The organism is Ferrovum sp. PN-J185 (assembly GCF_001581925.1).
GTDB lineage: Bacteria > Pseudomonadota > Gammaproteobacteria > Burkholderiales > Ferrovaceae > PN-J185.
The window spans coordinates 207,970-226,279 of record NZ_LQZA01000001.1 but is presented as its reverse complement, the minus strand read 5'-3'; the positions used below and the strand labels follow the sequence as shown (position 1 = coordinate 226,279).

General features: G+C 41.5%; 12 protein-coding genes. 4 read left to right on the top strand and 8 right to left on the bottom strand.

Going from position 1 to position 18,310, the window contains the following annotated elements:
• Positions 1 to 2: 2 nt before the first annotated feature.
• Positions 3 to 2,735, top strand: coding sequence for a bifunctional [glutamate--ammonia ligase]-adenylyl-L-tyrosine phosphorylase/[glutamate--ammonia-ligase] adenylyltransferase (gene glnE, locus FV185_RS01125; protein WP_067492749.1), 2,733 nt, complete (start codon positions 3 to 5; stop codon positions 2,733 to 2,735).
• Here the strand turns inward: glnE and purL are convergent.
• A complete protein-coding gene (purL, locus tag FV185_RS01120) occupies positions 2,728 to 6,618 on the bottom strand; it encodes a phosphoribosylformylglycinamidine synthase (protein WP_067492747.1) in 3,891 nt (1,296 codons plus the stop codon). The genes glnE and purL overlap by 8 nt on opposite strands.
• A gap of 138 nt (positions 6,619 to 6,756) precedes the next feature.
• On the opposite strand from purL, the gene ygfZ reads away from it, so the two are divergent.
• Positions 6,757 to 7,671 carry a CAF17-like 4Fe-4S cluster assembly/insertion protein YgfZ gene (ygfZ, locus tag FV185_RS01115; protein ID WP_067492745.1) on the top strand — a complete coding sequence of 305 codons (915 nt, stop codon included), beginning with the start codon at positions 6,757 to 6,759 and terminating at the stop codon, positions 7,669 to 7,671.
• Positions 7,668 to 8,576: a lysophospholipid acyltransferase family protein gene (locus tag FV185_RS01110; RefSeq protein WP_067492743.1), complete on the top strand. Its 909-nt coding sequence runs from the start codon at positions 7,668 to 7,670 to the stop codon at positions 8,574 to 8,576. Before ygfZ ends, FV185_RS01110 begins: the two co-directional genes overlap by 4 nt.
• Here the strand turns inward: FV185_RS01110 and FV185_RS01105 are convergent.
• Genes FV185_RS01105 through secA form a run of 4 tightly spaced genes read right to left on the bottom strand, consistent with a single transcriptional unit; the run spans position 8,568 to position 14,448 of the window.
• Positions 8,568 to 9,551 carry a Nudix family hydrolase gene (locus FV185_RS01105; RefSeq protein WP_067492741.1) on the bottom strand — a complete coding sequence of 328 codons (984 nt, stop codon included), beginning with the start codon at positions 9,549 to 9,551 and terminating at the stop codon, positions 8,568 to 8,570. The genes FV185_RS01110 and FV185_RS01105 overlap by 9 nt on opposite strands.
• A 6-nt stretch (positions 9,552 to 9,557) precedes the next feature.
• Positions 9,558 to 10,436 carry an ATP-binding protein gene (locus FV185_RS01100; RefSeq protein ID WP_067492739.1) on the bottom strand — a complete coding sequence of 293 codons (879 nt, stop codon included), beginning with the start codon at positions 10,434 to 10,436 and terminating at the stop codon, positions 9,558 to 9,560.
• Entirely contained in the window at positions 10,437 to 11,663 is a 1,227-nt protein-coding gene (gene argJ, locus FV185_RS01095; protein WP_067492738.1) for a bifunctional glutamate N-acetyltransferase/amino-acid acetyltransferase ArgJ, read from the bottom strand.
• A 46-nt stretch (positions 11,664 to 11,709) separates the two neighbouring features.
• A complete protein-coding gene (secA, locus tag FV185_RS01090; RefSeq protein ID WP_067492736.1) occupies positions 11,710 to 14,448 on the bottom strand; it encodes a preprotein translocase subunit SecA in 2,739 nt (912 codons plus the stop codon).
• A gap of 53 nt (positions 14,449 to 14,501) precedes the next feature.
• Between secA and FV185_RS01085 the strand changes: the two genes are divergently transcribed.
• Positions 14,502 to 14,948, top strand: a complete 447-nt coding sequence (locus FV185_RS01085) for a DciA family protein (RefSeq protein ID WP_156474142.1) — start codon at positions 14,502 to 14,504, stop codon at positions 14,946 to 14,948.
• Here FV185_RS01085 and lpxC read toward each other — a convergent pair.
• From lpxC to ftsA, 3 genes are read right to left on the bottom strand one after another with little or no spacing between them, the layout of a single operon-like run.
• Positions 14,938 to 15,867, bottom strand: coding sequence for a UDP-3-O-acyl-N-acetylglucosamine deacetylase (gene lpxC / locus FV185_RS01080; RefSeq protein WP_067492729.1), 930 nt, complete (start codon positions 15,865 to 15,867; stop codon positions 14,938 to 14,940). The two genes, FV185_RS01085 and lpxC, sit on opposite strands and share 11 nt — an antisense overlap.
• 22 nt (positions 15,868 to 15,889) lie before the next feature.
• Entirely contained in the window at positions 15,890 to 17,035 is a 1,146-nt protein-coding gene (ftsZ, locus tag FV185_RS01075; RefSeq protein WP_067492727.1) for a cell division protein FtsZ, read from the bottom strand.
• Between the two features lie 35 nt (positions 17,036 to 17,070).
• A complete protein-coding gene (ftsA, locus tag FV185_RS01070) occupies positions 17,071 to 18,309 on the bottom strand; it encodes a cell division protein FtsA (RefSeq protein WP_067494157.1) in 1,239 nt (412 codons plus the stop codon).
• Position 18,310: the final 1 nt, after the last annotated feature.

The window sequence follows — 18,310 nt, the reverse complement described above, 5'->3', positions numbered from 1 at the left end:
AATTGTTTGATTCCTGGCAGTATTCACATTATTTAACGAGACTTATCCAATCAGGTAAAGTCTCTAAAGAAACTATTAACGCGTCCTTGCCAACAACTTGGACGCGTTTTTCTTTTAATGAAGCACTCTATCAGCTCTCCCCACAAGAAGATAACCCGGTTCTTAAACTAAATATTGGTTTACGACGCTTAAGACAACGTGTCTATAGTCACATTATTATGAAAGACTTGTTGGGGTTAGCTGATGTCAATGAAGTCACGCAGCAAATGAGTGATTTTGCTGAATTTGCCGTACAACAGGGCACTTTGGTGCTAACTAATGAGTTAGTTAAACTACATGGCACGCCAACGGGAAAAGATACTCATCAACAGCAAGAGTTACTGGTTATTGCCATGGGTAAATTAGGTGGACGAGAACTTAACGTTTCATCTGATATAGATCTTATTTTCGCCTATGAAGAAGAGGGTGAAACTCAAATAACATCAACAGCTCAACGCTCAATCTCAAACCAAGATTTTTTTCATCGACTAGGTCAACAGCTTAATAAATTACTGTCAGATGTGACTGATGAAGGTTTTGTATTTAGAGTTGATCTCAGATTACGCCCTAATGGGACGGCAGGGCCATTGGTCATTAACCTCGCCATGCTTGAGGATTACTTTACTATTCAGGGACGCGATTGGGAGCGTTACGCTTGGATAAAAGCGCGAGTTATTTCTGACCCGATGAATCATCATGTTATACGCGGAACACAGGCGTTAATAGAAAAAGTAACCCCATTTGTTTACCGTAAACATCTTGATTTCTCTGCGATGAGTGCGCTACGAACCATTCATCGTTTAATCCGTGAAGAAGCGAGAAATGCTGAACTGAAACATACCTATCGAGGGTCCGATATTAAGCTTGGACCTGGCGGAATCCGAGAAATTGAATTTATTACTCAAGTTTTTCAATTGATTCATGGTGGTCAAGATATTAAATTACGTACTATCCCTACTCTTAGCGTCCTAAAGACACTTGTGGATCGAGGCTTTCTTACTCCATCTGACTCGACACTTCTACAGGAGGCCTATTTTTTTCTAAGAAAATTAGAGCATAGAATTCAATACCGTGAAGATCAACAAATTCATTATCTGCCTGTGAATGATAATGAGCTGAGTGAACTTGCTTTGAGTATGGGCTTTGCTGATATCGCAAATTTTATGGATGCATTAAATCATCATCGCAATCAGGTGAGTCAACTATTTAATAAGATTTTTCCAAATGAAACAGAACAAACTTTAAGTGTGGGTGACGAATTATGGCAACGTTCCGAGGTATTATTAGACGAGAACTATCAAAACTTACCTGAAGTACATTTGATTCAAAAACTGTCTTCTCTTAAAACCACTTTCTCTTATCGAGCACAAACACAGCGAACAAGAGAACAATTTGATATGGCTATGGGTAAGGGATTAACCCTTATTCTTGAGCAGTATTCTGCTGATTCTCATGAAATCATTATTAATCGTTTTCTGCGCTTTATGGAAGCCATTAGTCGTAAGGCCTCCTATGTAATGCTACTCGTTGACTATCCTATTGTATTAAAACGATTAATTGATTTGCTTTATACCTCAGAATGGGCAAGTCAATATATTACTCAGCGACCACAGTTGTTAGATGAATTCTTAAAAAGTAATCCCTTTCATCATGATTTAAAAGACTATTGGCAAAACTTTAAAGACAACTTGATTAGTCGTCTAAATGAAATCCCACAGGATATCGAAGAGCAAATGCATATCTTGAGACGGGCAAAACACCAATATACTTTTCAAATTCTGTTACAGGATCTTCAAAAAAAGTTAACAGTCACTGAAGTAGCAGATCATCTAAGTGCTATGGCTGATACGCTAGCGGCTATTGTACTTAATCAAGTATGGCAACAATATGCAAAAAAACATATAGAACAACCTAAGCTTGCCATTATTGCTTATGGTAAATGGGGTAGTAAGGAAATGGGTTACTCCTCTGATTTGGATTTGGTCTTTCTACATAACGACGACCATCCTGATGCACAATTACACTATTCATATGTTGTCAGAAAGTTTTCTCAATGGATGGTTACACCACTTGGTACGGGAACTCTCTATGATATTGATATGCAATTAAGACCGAATGGAAGTGCTGGTTTATTAGTTAGCCCAATAGAGGCTTTTTATCATTATCATCATCAAGACAGAGATAATTCAGCTTGGGTTTGGGAGCATCAAGCGCTGACACGCGCACGTTTTTGTTGCGGTGATCCTGAGGTAGGTCACGCCTTTGATCAAATACGCTTTGATGTCATTACCAAACAAAGAGAACTCAACGCTCTCAAACAAGAAATTATTTCCATGCGTCAAAGAATGTATGAGGGGCATCCTAATCAATCTGACTTGTTTGATATCAAACATGATCAAGGAGGGATGATTGATATTGAGTTTATCGTTCAATTTCTCATTTTAGCCTATGCACATCGTTATCCCAATCTAACCGAAAACCTAGGGAACGTGGCATTACTTCGACGTTCTTCGAGCCTTGGATTATTAAGAAACGAAGAAGGGGAAGCATTAGCACAATGTTATATGCAATATCGTGAATGGCAACACTTAGAAAAACTAAAGGGAGCAATACACGCACGTATCCCCCCTTTAAAAGCAAAAAATCTTATCCAACAAGTTAATACCAGTTGGCAACAATTATTTAATCTTAATTAATAAACCTTCTTGCATTCCTAAACATTCTTAACCATGCTCCATCTTCCAACCACGAGTCTGGATACCATGAGTTTTGTACTGCTCTAAAGGCTCGTTCGGGATGAGGCATCATAATAGTAAAGCGTCCATCACGTGAAGTAACTCCCGCAATTCCGGTAGGTGATCCATTAGGGTTTAAAGGATAAGTCGTTGCTACCTTACCAAATCCATCTACATAGCGCATGGACACATAAGCTTGAGCACGTTTAAGCGACTCCTCATCCTTAAACGTCGCATATCCTTCACCATGAGCAACAGGTACTGGAATACGACTGCCAACCATTCCATTCATTAGAACTGACTGACTAGGGGTGATTTCCAGCAATACAACGCGAGCTTCAAATTGTTCAGAACGATTACGTTTAAAACGTGGCCAGTGATCAGCACCGGGAATAAGTGACGATAAATTACTCATCATTTGGCAACCATTACATACGCCTAAGGCAAAGACATCTGAACGATTAAAAAACTGAGCAAATTGATCGTAAGCACGGGCATTATATAAAATAGATTTAGCCCAGCCCTCCCCTGCACCTAACACATCCCCATAAGAGAAACCACCGCAAGCAACCAATCCTTTAAAACGAGCCAGAGTAACACGGCCACTTAATATATCACTCATATGAACGTCAACCGCACTAAACCCTGCTCGATCAAAGGCGGCAGCCATTTCAACATGTCCATTCACCCCCTGCTCACGTAGAACTGCTATTTCTGGACGAATTCCGGTATGAATATAGGGCGCTGTTATATCTTCATTTATATCAAAAGTAAGATTCCAAGTTAACCCCGGATCAGAACGATGACTAATACGCTCATATTCCTGAGTGACCACATGCGGGTTGTCACGTAGCATTTGAATACGATGGCTGGTTTCTGACCAAGCAAGATGAAGTTGTCCAACTGCCTCATCAATTAAAGTTTCATTATGATGTTGAACAATAAGACGATCTGTTTCATTTATCCGTCCTAAAACATGATGGCATTCTCCTAACCCTACAGCATCTAATGCGTCAGTGACATAGTCTATATCTGATTCTTTAATCTGAATAACAGCACCTAATTCTTCATTGAATAAGCAAGCTAGTGCATTAGAAGAATCAACAAGAGAGGCGAGATTAATGGTGGCTCCTAATCGTGAGCAAAATAACATTTCGCATACAGTAGTAATAACACCACCGTCTGAGCGATCGTGATAGGCAAGAATTTTTCCCTCTCTATTTAGGCTTTGCATAATAGTAAAGAAAGCTCTTACATCTTGCGGCTTATCTAGGTCAGGAGTCTCATTACCTACTTGATTGTATACCTGCGCCAACGCACTGGCTCCCAAACGATTTTTTCCTCGTCCAAGATCAATTAACAATAATAAGGTAGACTCATTGGCCGTTAATTCAGGAGTAAGCGTTTGGCGCACATCTAAGCAAGGAGCAAAACCGGAAATAATTAAAGACAAGGGGGCCGTTACTGAATGTTGACCTGACTCATCTTGCCATACTGTTTTCATGGACATAGAGTCTTTACCCACTGGAATACTTAAGCCAAGGTCAATACATACATCTTGTGTCACTGCCTTGACTGTATCAAACAGTACAGCATCTTCACCAGGAGACCCTGCTGCTGCCATCCAGTTGGCTGAAAATTTAATATCACTCAGTTTCGCAATGCGCGCCGCAGCAAGATTAGTAATGGCTTCGCCAACAGCCATTCTTCCAGAGGCAGGGCCATTAATTACAGCCAATGGCGTTCTCTCACCCATTGCAAAGGCTTCACCATGATAATGTTTGAAATCTGCTAGCGTCACAGCCACATCAGCAACCGGAACCTGCCAACGACCTACCATCGGATCGCGATGTGACAATCCACCTACAGTTCGGTCACCTATCGTGATTAAGAAGCTTTTATCCGCAACAGCAGGAAGTCGCAATACCCGATATAACGCTTCTCTGGCAGTGACCGACTGATCAAATTGAAGCGCTTTCAAGTTATTCTGAACATGAGTCACATCACGGGTCATTTTAGGTGGTTTTCCTAACAACGACTCAAGAGACATATCAACAACAGTTTCATTGAGCAAACTATCTTCAACCAACAAACGAGGCTCAGCGGTGGCTACCCCTACTACAGCAAAGGGACAGCGTTCGCGTTCACATAATGAGGTGAATAGATCAAGTTGATCTGGATGTATAGCCAAAACATAACGCTCTTGTGACTCGTTACTCCAAATCTCTTTGGGAGACATTCCCGGCTCTTCTGAAGGGACTTTACGTATATCAAAATGCCCTCCCACTCCCCCATCATGAGCTAATTCAGGAAAAGCATTTGATAAGCCCCCAGCACCCACATCATGAATCGCTAAAATAGGATTATGTTCACCTAACTGCCAGCAGCGATCAATTACTTCCTGCGCACGTCGTTGAATTTCTGGGTTAGAGCGCTGTACGGAATCAAAATCCAATTGTTCTTGGTTATCACCACTTGTCATGGATGACGCAGCGCCTCCTCCCAAACCAATTCTCATGCCCGGACCGCCAAGCTGGATAAACAAATTACCTGGTTGTAGCGGTTTCTTGTGAGTATGTCGCGCATCAATAGCACCTATCCCACCGGCCAACATAATAGGCTTATGGTATCCACGCATTTCTCCTGCAACTTGTTGTTCGTAGGTTCTGAAGTAACCAGCAAGATTAGGACGACCAAATTCATTATTGAATGCTGCTGCACCCAGTGGCCCATCAACCATAATAGTTAATGCTGACACAATTCGTTCTGGACGTTGTCCTGTCCCAGCTTCCCATGGTTGAACAAATCCAGGTATTAACAAATTTGACACACTAAAACCAGTCAAGCCTGCTTTTGGTTTTGCTCCAATACCAGTGGCGCCTTCATCTCTAATTTCTCCACCACTACCCGTTGCAGCACCAGGATGAGGAGCAATTGCTGTTGGATGGTTATGGGTTTCAACCTTTGCTAAAAAATGTGTCGTTAATGAATGATATGCATACTCTCCAGAACCATTAGGGAAAAATCGCTGCGCCATTTTTCCTTCTAAAATAGCCGCATTATCAGAATAAGCTACAATGGTTCCTTGAGGATTGTTCTTATGTGTGGTGCGTACCATACCAAACAATGATGATGTTTGTTTTTGTCCGTCAATGATCCAATCTGCATTAAAAATCTTATGACGACAGTGCTCAGAGTTGGCTTGAGCAAACATGAGTAACTCAGCATCTGTTGGATTTCTTTGTGCGTCAACGAACACTTTCAACAAATAATCAATTTCATCCTCTGCTAGAGCCAACCCATATGTTTGGTTGGCAAGCACTAGAGCTTGGCGACCTTGATCAAGTACATTAATCGTATTTAAGGGTTGAGGTTCATGTGGTTCAAATAATCGCGAATACTCTGCGCGATGACGAATAACAGTCTCTGTCATTCGATCATGTAAGCGCTCAGCCAATTGTTGCCATATCACTTCAGTCATTGGTGCAGACAATTTAACGTGATAAGCCAGTACTCTTTCAATACGATCAATTTGTGTTAATCCACAATGATGCACAATATCCGTCGCTTTACTAGACCAAGGAGAAATAGTCCCAATTCTTGGGGTCACAATAAGAGTGACTTCCGAATCATGCACAATTTCAGCACGCTCTCCATAATCAAGAATTTGTTGCAAACGATTACCGCCCGCTTCATCAATACGTGCGTGAATAGAAAAACAATGTTCATACCATGCCGTGATTTCAACCACAGGTAAGCCTGATTGCGCTAACTCATTACGTAAACGCTGTAAACGAAAAGAAGAGAGCGCTTGAGGGCCTTGCATATAGTGGACTGCATTCATGTTAATCGTTATTCCACAAAGTAAAATACAGTTATTATAACGGATCCGCCCTTATCGCTGTATTGGAAAAAGCAAATAACACCGAAGTGATCACTCTGGTTTAAAATAACTTATTATGTATAACAATGACTGTTAACTATGCTGAAACAAGTGAGACTCAACCACTATGGTCTATTACGCATCAGCGGTATCGATGCTGAAAAGTTTTTACAAGGACAACTGACCCAGGATATTTCCTTGGTGACAGCCGATCGTTTTTATTGGACAGGTTATTGCACACCTAAAGGACGACTGCTGGCAAATGGTTTGATATGGCGCAACAAAGACTCTTTTTTATGGCAAATACGACGTGAATTGGTGGAATCATTAGCGAAACGCCTAAAAATGTATATTCTTCGTGATAAAGTCACTATTGATGACCTGTCTTCTAATTATCAACAAATCGGACTCTTATCAGACACCTTAAACCAAGATTTAGAGCAATACCAGTTACCCTGCCCTCCTCTTAAAGAAAGCAAAACCCTAGAGAACGACTTACAGGTATTGCGTATTGCAAGTAATCGCGCATTAATAATTGGACAACCTCAATCAATTGAACCCCATTTAAGCAATGACAATATTAATACCGATTTAACTCTATGGTCTCTTGCACAAATACAAGATGGTTATCCTGAAATCACTGCATCAGCACAAGACCAATGGATTCCACAAATGTTAAATTTGGATTTGATTCATGGCATAGGTTTTAAAAAAGGCTGCTATACCGGACAAGAAATTGTTGCGCGCACTCATTATCTTGGGCAGGTAAAACGACGAACTTGTCTCTTTCAATGTAATGATATGGTTGAAGAAGGAGATCATTTGGTTGATGAACAAGATCATGAGACGACCATAGGACATGTGGTAAATGTTGCACATGATTCTGAACATCGATCATTGTTTTTGGCAGTAGTACAAACAGAGGCGATACGTAAACAACTTAATCTATGTGTAGCACGTACCCACTCACATGTTGTTCTCATTAACCTTCCTTATCCTGTGGTAACCCCATGATACGTTTTTTTTCAAGGTTGCCCACATTATTTGGCATTGCTTGTTTATGGTTATTGCATTTTTTACCCTTACCAGTTCTTGCTCGCCTAGGTAAAGCTATTGGACTACTCGCTTTTTACACAAAAATGAGTCGTACAACCCGTATCAATATCCATGCTTGTTTTCCACAACTATCAACTGAAGAACAACAGCAGTTAGTTAAAAAACAGTTAGGAGCATTATGTACTAGTCTACTTGAGCTTGGTGTAATCTGGTGGTCTCCAAAATCCAGAATTGAACAATTAGTCACTTTCAAAAATCTACATTTTACTGAAAATCACACTCGTCCAATTATTTTCTTAACCCCCCATTTTGTTGGTTTAGAAATGCAAGGGGCGCGTATGGGGATGGCTTTTCGTGGCGTCTCCATGTTCTCGGCACATAAAAATCCTGACATCGACCGTCTTATTCGTGAAGCACGGGATCGCTTAGGCGATATCATTATGGTGGAACGTAAACAAGGATTAAGAGCGCTCATTCGCGGACTAAAAGATGGGCGACGCCTTTATATCCTACCTGATATGGATTTTGGAGAGAATAATGACTCCATATTCGTTCCTTTCTTTAATATTCCTGCTGCAACTGTGACAACGTTGCCGCGTTTGGCAAAACTGACCAATGCCCTGGTTATACCAAGTATTTGTTATGAACTTCCTGGGCATACCGGATATCAAGTAGAATTTTTTGAACCATGGCAAAATTACCCTACTGACTCTCTAGAAGCAGATGTAGCACGAATGAATCAATTTATTGAAGAGCAAATTCGCCGCTTTCCTGAACAGTATTTTTGGGGACATAAACGTTTTAGAACCCGTCCTCATGCTAACGAACCCTATTTTTATCGTTGGCCTCAGCCTTTAGACTGATTTAAATCGATTTGAAATTGTCTGGTTTCCCAACCAAACTTGACGCATAGAGGCGATTCCATGAGCGCCGTGTTCGTATGCCCTGTCAAAACTTGAGGAATCCATCCCACCTATAGCAAAGACTGGAATTGTGCTGTGGCGAGTCATTTCTTCAAATTGTTGCCATCCAAGCGGGCTCATGTCAGGATGACTCAATGTATTTTGTACGGGCCCCACAACAACAAAATCACAACCTAACTGTTGGGCGTATTGTAATTCTGTTACGTTATGACAAGAACCAGCCACCAATGACAGAGGCGGGCGTTCTTTAAGGCTCATTATTTGTGCCGCAGTTAAATGAACTCCATGTGCTCCAACAGCCTGAGCCACCTCAATTGAAGAATTAATTAATACCTTTGCTGAATAGTGATTTGCTACGGCCATGACCTTTTCTGCAAGTTTAATTAACAAATCACGTTCTAACTCTTTTTCACGTAATTGAATTAAACGTAACCCTCTAAAACAGGCTCTTTCTAATGCTTCAAGAAACATGGGTTCAGTCATGTGACGACCATAAGTAATACCATAATGTACAGGTAACCTCAGCGCATCTAAAATACGTTGATTAGCTGGTAACATAGGACTAACTGGATCCTCTCCCCAACCTTGCCAAGCTAACTGTTGGTTCTCTAGAGGGATTGGCGTACCTTGCCATTTAATGATTCTAAATAAATGTAGCCGTACATGGGCGTGAGGATAATCAAAGGTTTGGCTAAACCAGGGATAACTTTTACTTATCTCAATGCCTAACTCTTCTCGTAATTCACGCACAAGAGCTTGTTCATGCGATTCGCCTAACTCAACCTTTCCCCCGGGAAACTCCCAGTATCCAGCATAGACTTTACCTTGTGGGCGCTGAGCCATTAAATAGCGCCCTTTCTCATCAACAATAACCCCCACCACCACTTCTGTGAACTTTGTTAACGGTGTTGTCATAGGATTTTACTTTTCTCGTCCAGCCCAGTCACGTGCAAACTGCCAGGCACTGCGCCCACTGCGCGAACCTCTTGTGAGAGCCCAATTAAGGGCTTCCATTCTAAACTCATCAGAACTAATATCAGACGCACCTAAGGACAAAGCCCAGTGCTTTGCAATGGTAAGGTAGGCTTCCTGGTCCACAGGATAAAAAGAAATCCACAAACCAAAACGATCGGATAAAGAGGTTTTTTCTTCAATGGCTTCACCAGGATGAATTTCACCATCACGGTGATTCACTGCTTGATTTTCTGACAGGAACTCTGGCATCAAATGGCGGCGATTACTGGTGGCATAAATCAACACATTTTGCGGTGTTTCATGAATCGAACCGTCTAATACTGTTTTTAGCATTTTATATTGCGACTCATTGGCTTCAAAAGACAAATCATCACAAAAAATAATAAAGCGTTGAGGATAGGCTGATAGCGCATCAACGATTTCTGGTAGATCTAATAAATGATCTTTATCTACTTCAACCAAACGCAAACCGCTGTGACCGAATTCATTCACCAAGGCTTTAATTAGTGACGATTTACCTGTGCCACGTGCTCCGGTTAATAAAACATTATTAGCACTCTTACCACTCACGAACTGTTGTGTGTTGTTATAGAGTCGTTCTTTTTGCTCATCAATTTCCTGTAAATCTGTTAACTGTATTTTTGGTAAACGAATTACAGGTTCAAAATAACCTTGATTACTTTTCTTAACACACCAGCGAGCAGCGAAGGTATTGTACCAATCAATCTCTTTGATTTTATCTACGACTACTAAACGCGCTACTAATTCAAGTAGTTGATCTAACCGTTCTATTAGAGGTATCAGTTGATTGTTGAGGTTAGTCATTTAACTTCGATAATCCGCATTAATTTTTACATAATCATAGGAAAAATCACACGTCCAAACAGTTTGTTTTGCTTGGCCACGATTTAATACAACACGAATAGTAATTTCTGGTTTCTTCATAACAGCTTGCCCTAATTCTTCAAGATAGCTCGCAGCACGCCCTCCCTGTTCTGAAACCAGAACATCATCTAAGTAGAGCTGTAGATTAGTCACATCAAGATCATGTATACCAGCATAGCCAATGGCCGCAAGAATTCTTCCTAGATTAGGGTCTTGAGCAAAAAATGCTGTTTTAACAAGTGGTGAATGAGAAATAGCAAAAGCCACTTGCAGGCATTCTTCTTGCGTTGCGCCCCCTTCTACTACTACAGACATAAATTTCGTTGCACCCTCACCATCACGAACAATAGCTTGCGCTAAGAAACTGGCCACTTCAATTAATGCTTCTTTAAAAATATGATATTGCTCCATATGAGAATCATTAATTAAAGGGAGCGCGGATTGTCCGCTAGCAGCCACTATAAATGAATCGTTAGTAGAGGTGTCACCATCTACGGTTATACGGTTAAAAGATACGTCTGCTACCTCTTTGACTAACTGTTGTAACAGTAATGGTTCTATTTTTATATCAGTTGCAATAAACCCCAGCATGGTCGCCATGTTGGGATGAATCATTCCAGCCCCTTTTGCTATTCCAGTAATAGTGATAGGAACCCCGTCAATGCTCACTTGCTTTGAGTAAGCCTTAGCAACCGTGTCCGTTGTCATGATTGCTTGCGCCGCATTAAACCAATTATCGTTATTCAATACAGCACGGGCTTTCTCAATCCCTTGTAATATAGGGCTCATGGGTAGACGCTCTAAAATCACTCCAGTAGAAAAAGGGAGAATGGTATGACGTGGTAATTTGAGTTGGTCTGCCACTGTCTGACACACAAGCAACGCATCTTGGTAACCCGCTTCTCCAGTTCCAGCATTGGCGCAACCAGTATTAATAATCAATGCTCGTGGTTGTGCTGCTGCTAAGTGTTCACGGCAAATTGTCACGGGAGCTGCACAAAAACGGTTTTGAGTAAATACTGCTCCTACCACAGTTCCTTCCGCTAGCGTCATAAGTAACAAGTCTTTTCGATTGGCTTTTTTAATTCCTGCCTCACAGACCCCTAACTGAATCCCAGGAATCGGGTATAAGTTTTGAGGATCCGGAGTATTTAAGTTAACAGCCATAAAACATCATTCCTTTACAAAGACCTACTATAAGTTAACCTTCTATTTACGCTAAACGTCCATGACATTGCTTGTATTTTTTTCCTGATCCACAAGGACACGGATCATTACGTCCTACTTTAGGCAAATCGCGACGATAGGTTTGCCCATCATCTGAAGTAGCCTGTATTTCATCATCGTTGCCTGCAAGCGCCTCATCAAAATCAGCATGATGATATTGAATATTACTTAACTGTGATGCTTGCGCTTCTTCCTCAACGGCTTTTTCAACTTCACTTTGCATGCTCACTTCAACGCGACACAAAATTTGAGTAACCTCACGTTTAATACCATCAAGCATTAACGAAAACAATTCAAAAGCCTCACGCTTATATTCTTGTTTGGGATTCTTTTGCGCATAGCCACGCAGATGAATACCTTGACGTAAATGATCTAACGCAGCCAAATGTTCACGCCAATATTTATCAATGGTATGCAATAAGATTGATCGTTCATAAGCATGTAATGCATCTGGAGAAACCAATTCAAATTTTGCTTGATAGCGTTGGTTGGCGTCTTTAGTCACACGTTTGAGTAACTCATCTTCACTCAAATCAGGTTCAGCTTTTAACCAGTCAGAAATAGGACAGGCCAATGCATAATCCTGCTCTAGGGTACGAACTAAACTATCTAAATCCCATTGATCTTCTGCCATATCCTCAGGAACAAAACGCCTAAATTCCTCGGTTAATACTGACTCACGCATAGCTGTAATAGTCTCAGACACATCGGTTGTTTCGAGGATTTCATTGCGTTGTAAATAAATTACTTTTCGTTGATCATTAGCAACATCATCGTACTCAAGTAATTGTTTACGAATATCAAAGTTTCTGGCTTCAACTTTGCGTTGGGCATTTTCAATAGCGCGCGTGACCCAAGGATGCTCAATAGCCTCTCCCTCTGGCATTTTAAGACGATCCATAATAGAAGCAACTCGATCAGCAGCAAAAATCTTTAGTAACGGATCCTCAAGAGACAAATAAAAACGAGTTGACCCCTTATCCCCCTGACGACCTGCTCGACCACGCAATTGATTATCGATACGACGAGACTCATGGCGTTCTGAACCAATAATATGTAATCCACCCGCCGTGAGTACTGCATCATGTACTTCTTGCCAGCGACTTTTTAGCTGGTTTATTTGTTCGTTTTTTTGCTGTTCACTCAGTGATTCATTGTTTTCTATCTCAGCAACATCTTGTTCAATATTGCCGCCTAATACAATATCAGTTCCCCGACCTGCCATATTCGTGGCAATAGTGATCATCCCAGGACGGCCGGCTTGAGCAACAATATCTGCTTCACGTGCATGTTGCTTAGCATTTAACACTTGATGTGATAATTTCTTTTGCTGCAGTACTTGAGAAAGTAATTCAGAGCTTTCAATCGAAGTGGTTCCTACTAATACAGGCTGTCCACGTTGATGGCAATCTTCAATATCTTTAATAATAGCCTGATATTTTTCACGTGCACTTCTAAAAATTTGGTCCATTCTATCCTGACGGACCATAGGACGATGAGTTGGGATAATAACGGTTTCCAAACCATAAATATGCTGGAATTCAAAGGCTTCTGTGTCCGCCGTTCCCGTCATACCTGAAAGCTTGCCGTAAAGCCTAAAATAATTTTGGAATGTAATAGATGCCAAAGTTTGCGATTCATTCTGAATCGATACCCCTTCTTTAGCTTCTAATGCTTGATGAATCCCCTCAGACCATCTTCTACCAGGCATCATACGGCCAGTAAATTCGTCCACAATAACAATTTCATTATTTTGTACCACATAATGTTGGTCGCGATGGTAGAGCACTTGAGCACGTAATGCTGCGTAGACGTGGTGCATCAAAATGATATTGCTAGGGTCATATAAGCTACTGCCTTCACTTAACAAACCCATTTCAATTAATAAACGCTCCGCTTTCTCATGGCCAGCTTCAGAGAGCGTAACCTGATGAGCTTTCAAATCCACAAAGAAGTCACCTTCCGACTCTTCCTCATTTTGAGCTTTTAAGTGGGGGATTAAAGTATTAATTTTGATGTAGAGATCGGTGCTGTCCTCTGCCTGGCCTGAAATAATCAGTGGTGTACGCGCTTCATCAATTAAAATTGAGTCGACCTCATCCACAATAGCAAAGTTTAATCCGCACTGTACCCGTTCACTCACGTCCCCTACCATGTTGTCACGCAGATAATCAAAACCAAACTCATTATTGGTTCCGTAAGTAATATCTGAACCATAAGCCTGTTGTTTTTCTTGGTGCGACATTTGCGATAAATTAATACCCACGCTTAACCCGAGAAATCGATGTACACGTCCCATCCATTCCGCATCACGTTTTGCCAAATAATCGTTAACAGTAACAACATGTACTCCTTTACCTGATAAGGCGTTTAAATAAGCAGGAAGAGTACTAACAAGCGTTTTTCCTTCACCGGTTCGCATTTCAGAGATTTTTCCTTCATGCAGTACCATGCCGCCAATTAACTGAACATCAAAGTGACGCATGCCCAATACTCGTTTACTGGCTTCACGCATCACCGCAAACGCTTCAGGCAAAATTTGGTCAAGGGTTTCACCCTGATTTAATCGATCACGAAACTCTTGGGTCTTTTGTGACAAGGCCTCATCTGACAAAGCTTGTAGGGAAGGCTCCAAAGCATTAATCTTGGTAACGACCTTGTAATACTGTTTTAGTAATCGATCGTTACGTGTACCAAAAATCTTTTTTAAAAATTGTGCGATCATGGGCGTTGGTGCCTGTTAAACAAAATTATGATTTTACCAGATACAATAACAACATGAACTCTAGATCGCTTAAAGCTCTTCTTAACCAAGAAAATAGCCTACAGATTTGGCAAAATAAGGCTAAATTACTGAAGGATATTGAATGCTTTTGGTATACATTACTCATACCAGCTTGGCGCGACCATAATTACATCGCTGGCCTTGAAAACGGTGAATTAACGGTTGCAGTCACTCACAATTCCGTTTTAGCCAAAATCAAACAACTGGGTCCCTCGTTACTGATCCAAATAAAAGACCGCTTCCCTGATATTACGTCACTTAAATTTAAAATGGTAGTTACTCAATCTGAGAAAATCAGACTACCACCACCCAATCAAACGTTAAGTATTAATACGTTGGCTTATTTTGAAGAGACACATAGCAAAATAAAAACAGGACCTGTGGCGGAGGCACTTCAGCGCTTGTTACGCCATCATAAAAAAAACAATATTAAAAGCTAGGTTGGCTAGTTAAGTTAGCCAGGGGTTCAACAAAGGAGGTGGGAACCTGTTGATTGTTGTCAAAGGAAACAAACTCCCAAGCATTGGGGTTCTCTAACAGAGCACGTGCAGCGACATTATTTAGTGCATGGCCTGATTTATGGCCAATGAATGAGCCAATTAGTGGGTGACCAATTAAGTATAGATCACCAATTGCATCCAAGATTTTATGTCTTAGGAACTCATCTGCAAAACGCAATCCATCAGCATTGAGTATACGAAACTCATCCATCACAATAGCATTATCAAGACTACCCCCTAAAGCAAGCCCCATAGAACGGAGTTTTTCAACATCTTGAGTAAAACCAAAGGTTCTCGCACGAGCTACTTCTTGAATGTAGGACGTATCCGCAAAATCAACTGTCACAGATGACCCCATTTCTTTGAATGCCGGATGATTAAATTGCCCTTCGTAGGTTACCTTAAAGCCAGAGTAAGGCTCAAAGCGAGCGACTTTATCACCATCTTGAACTGCTAGGGTTTGTTTAATCTTGATGTATTTCTTTGGGGCGGTTTGTTCAATTAACCCCACAGATTGAATAAGAAAGACAAAAGGACCGGAACTACCATCCATAATAGGTACTTCAGGTCCAGTAATGTCGATATAAAGATTATCAACCCCTAATCCTGCTAGGGCAGACATCAAGTGCTCCACGGTACTCACTTTGGCATTATTTTGCTCGATCAGTGAAGATAACCTCGTGTCAGTAACATGATGCGCCAAGGCTTGAATTGTTGGCGCACCAGGAAGGTCTGTCCTAACAAAGATAATTCCGGTGTCAACTGGCGCGGGACGTAAAGTCAAGCTGACCTTCACTCCTGTGTGAAGTCCAATGCCAACGGTATGCACCGTTGTTTTTAGTGTACGTTGCTTCAACATCCCATCATCCAGTTGTCTTCGCCTAGTCCGCTTGTTTTCTTAAAAAAGCTGGAATATCAAAGACATCCATGCCTGTTTCTTTCAATGCATCCACTATAGGACTGCGGCCACGACGAATAACAGCGGGCTCATCATAGTCTACGTCAAGAGGCTCGTTATCTGTCCCTGTCATCACAATACGCATTGGTGGTGTTTGTGCACGTTTAACAGGTTCACCTAGACCGGTAGCCACAATAGTCACTCTCAATGAGTCACCAATTGATTCATCCACCACACTACCAAATATCACAGTGGCGTCATCAGCGGTGAAAGAGCGAATGGTGTTCATTACATCATGAACTTCTTTCAACTTCATATTGGTGCCAGCAGTAATATTCACCAATACGCCTCTTGCTCCGGCTAGATTCACATCTTCCAATAATGGGCTAGCTATGGCCTGTTGGGCGGCAATATGAGCACGATCAATACCTGCGGCCATTGCAGAACCCATCATTGCTACCCCCATCTCGGACATAACTGTTTTTACGTCAGCAAAGTCAACGTTTACCAATCCTGGGCAATTGATTACCTCAGCAATACCGGCTACGGCACCTTTCAACACATCGTTAGCTGCCTCATAGGCATCCAACATAGTGATATCTTCACCCAATACATCCATTAATTTGGCATTAGGGATAATAATCAGCGAATCCACATTTTGTGATAGCTGAGTAATTCCATCCAAGGCAGCTTTCATACGCTTACCTTCAAAGTCAAAAGGCTTGGTTACAACCGCCACTGTAAGAATACCTAATTCGCGTGCGATTTCAGCCACCACTGGTGCCGCACCTGTTCCTGTACCACCGCCCATGCCAGCAGTGATAAATAACATATCAGCACCTTGAATCATTTCTGCGATCCGTTCACGGTCAGCCAGAGCCGCTTGTTTACCCACTTCAGGATTAGCACCTGCACCCAAACCCTTGGTAATAGATTGTCCTAATTGAAGGAGATGAGTAGCCTTACTGCGTTTTAACGCCTGACTATCGGTATTCATAGCAATAAACTCAACCCCTGACACTCCGCGTGAAACCATATGTTCCACTGCGTTTCCACCGCATCCCCCTACTCCTACAACTTTTATAACGGCTTCAAGTGCATGGTTTTCTAAAATTTCAAATGATGGCATGTTTTTCTCCTTATGGTTTTGCTAATTTTACCTAATTAAAACGCACTCTTGAACCAATTTTTCATTCGTTCGTAAATTTGTGCAAAAGAAGTGATGTTTGCACGAGACACTTGCTCTTTTTGATGCTGCTCTAATCCCGAATAAATGAGCCCCATACCCGTTGCAAACCGAGGACTTCTGACCACTTCCGCAAGACTTCCTTGATAATTAGGGGTACCGATACGAACCGGCATATGGAATATTTCTTCACCCAATTCAAGCATTCCAGCCATCAAGCTTGAACCTCCTGTTAGTACAATCCCTGATGATAAAAGCTCTTCAAAGCCACTGCGTCTTAATTCTGCTTGAATCAAAGAAAACAACTCCTCAACTCGAGGTTCCACCACTTCTGCTAGGGTATGTTTCGACATTTGTCTTGAACCGCGATCTCCTACTCCGGGAACTTCAAGAAGCTGGTCTGCATCAGCCATATGTCTTAAAGCACAACCATGCGCAATTTTTATCTCCTCCGCATCCTTTGTCGGGGTACGCAGCGCCATGGCAATATCATTGGTAATTTGATCACCTGCGATAGGAATAATTGCCGTATGTCGAATAGCACCACCGACAAACACAGCAATATCAGTAGTTCCACCACCAATATCTACTAAACATACCCCTAAATCTTTCTCATCTTCAGTGAGTACTGCTACAGCTGAAGCAAGGGGCTGCAATATCAAATCACGTACTTCTAAACCACAGCGTCTTACACACTTCATTATATTTTGTGCAGCCGATACCGCTCCAGTGACAATATGTACTTTTACTTCTAACCGTACCCCACTCATGCCAATCGGCTCTTTCACATCCTCTTGACCATCAATCACAAACTCTTGTGTCAATATATGTAAAATTTGTTGGTCTGTGGGGATACTCACTGCTCTGGCAGTTTCTAAGACTCTCTCTATGTCGCCATCAGCTACTTCTTTGTCTTTTATCGCGACCATCCCATGGGAGTTAAAACTCTTTATATGACTTCCTGCAATACCTGTAATGACTTCGCTAATTTTGACATTTGCCATTAACTCAGCCTCTTCTATTGCACGATGAATAGAGTTAACGGTGGCTTCAATATTTACCACCACCCCCTTCTTAAGTCCTTTTGAGGGATGCTGCCCAATACCAATTACATCAAAGCCACCTTCGGGCAAAACCTCTGCCACAATGACCACTATCTTAGACGTACCAATATCAAGCCCTACTAACAGGCTGCGCTGGTCGCGGTTTTTTTGCATC

Coding starts and splice junctions, on each gene's coding strand:
- FV185_RS01085 (WP_156474142.1), top strand. CDS start 14,502: ATGAACTCTAGATCGCTTAAAGCTCTTCTTAACCAAGAAAATAGCCTA.
- FV185_RS01110 (WP_067492743.1), top strand. CDS start 7,668: ATGATACGTTTTTTTTCAAGGTTGCCCACATTATTTGGCATTGCTTGT.
- secA (WP_067492736.1), bottom strand. CDS start 14,448: ATGATCGCACAATTTTTAAAAAAGATTTTTGGTACACGTAACGATCGA.
- ygfZ (WP_067492745.1), top strand. CDS start 6,757: ATGCTGAAACAAGTGAGACTCAACCACTATGGTCTATTACGCATCAGC.
- argJ (WP_067492738.1), bottom strand. CDS start 11,663: ATGGCTGTTAACTTAAATACTCCGGATCCTCAAAACTTATACCCGATT.
- lpxC (WP_067492729.1), bottom strand. CDS start 15,867: ATGTTGAAGCAACGTACACTAAAAACAACGGTGCATACCGTTGGCATT.
- ftsA (WP_067494157.1), bottom strand. CDS start 18,309: ATGCAAAAAAACCGCGACCAGCGCAGCCTGTTAGTAGGGCTTGATATT.
- purL (WP_067492747.1), bottom strand. CDS start 6,618: ATGAATGCAGTCCACTATATGCAAGGCCCTCAAGCGCTCTCTTCTTTT.
- ftsZ (WP_067492727.1), bottom strand. CDS start 17,035: ATGCCATCATTTGAAATTTTAGAAAACCATGCACTTGAAGCCGTTATA.
- FV185_RS01100 (WP_067492739.1), bottom strand. CDS start 10,436: ATGACTAACCTCAACAATCAACTGATACCTCTAATAGAACGGTTAGAT.
- FV185_RS01105 (WP_067492741.1), bottom strand. CDS start 9,551: ATGACAACACCGTTAACAAAGTTCACAGAAGTGGTGGTGGGGGTTATT.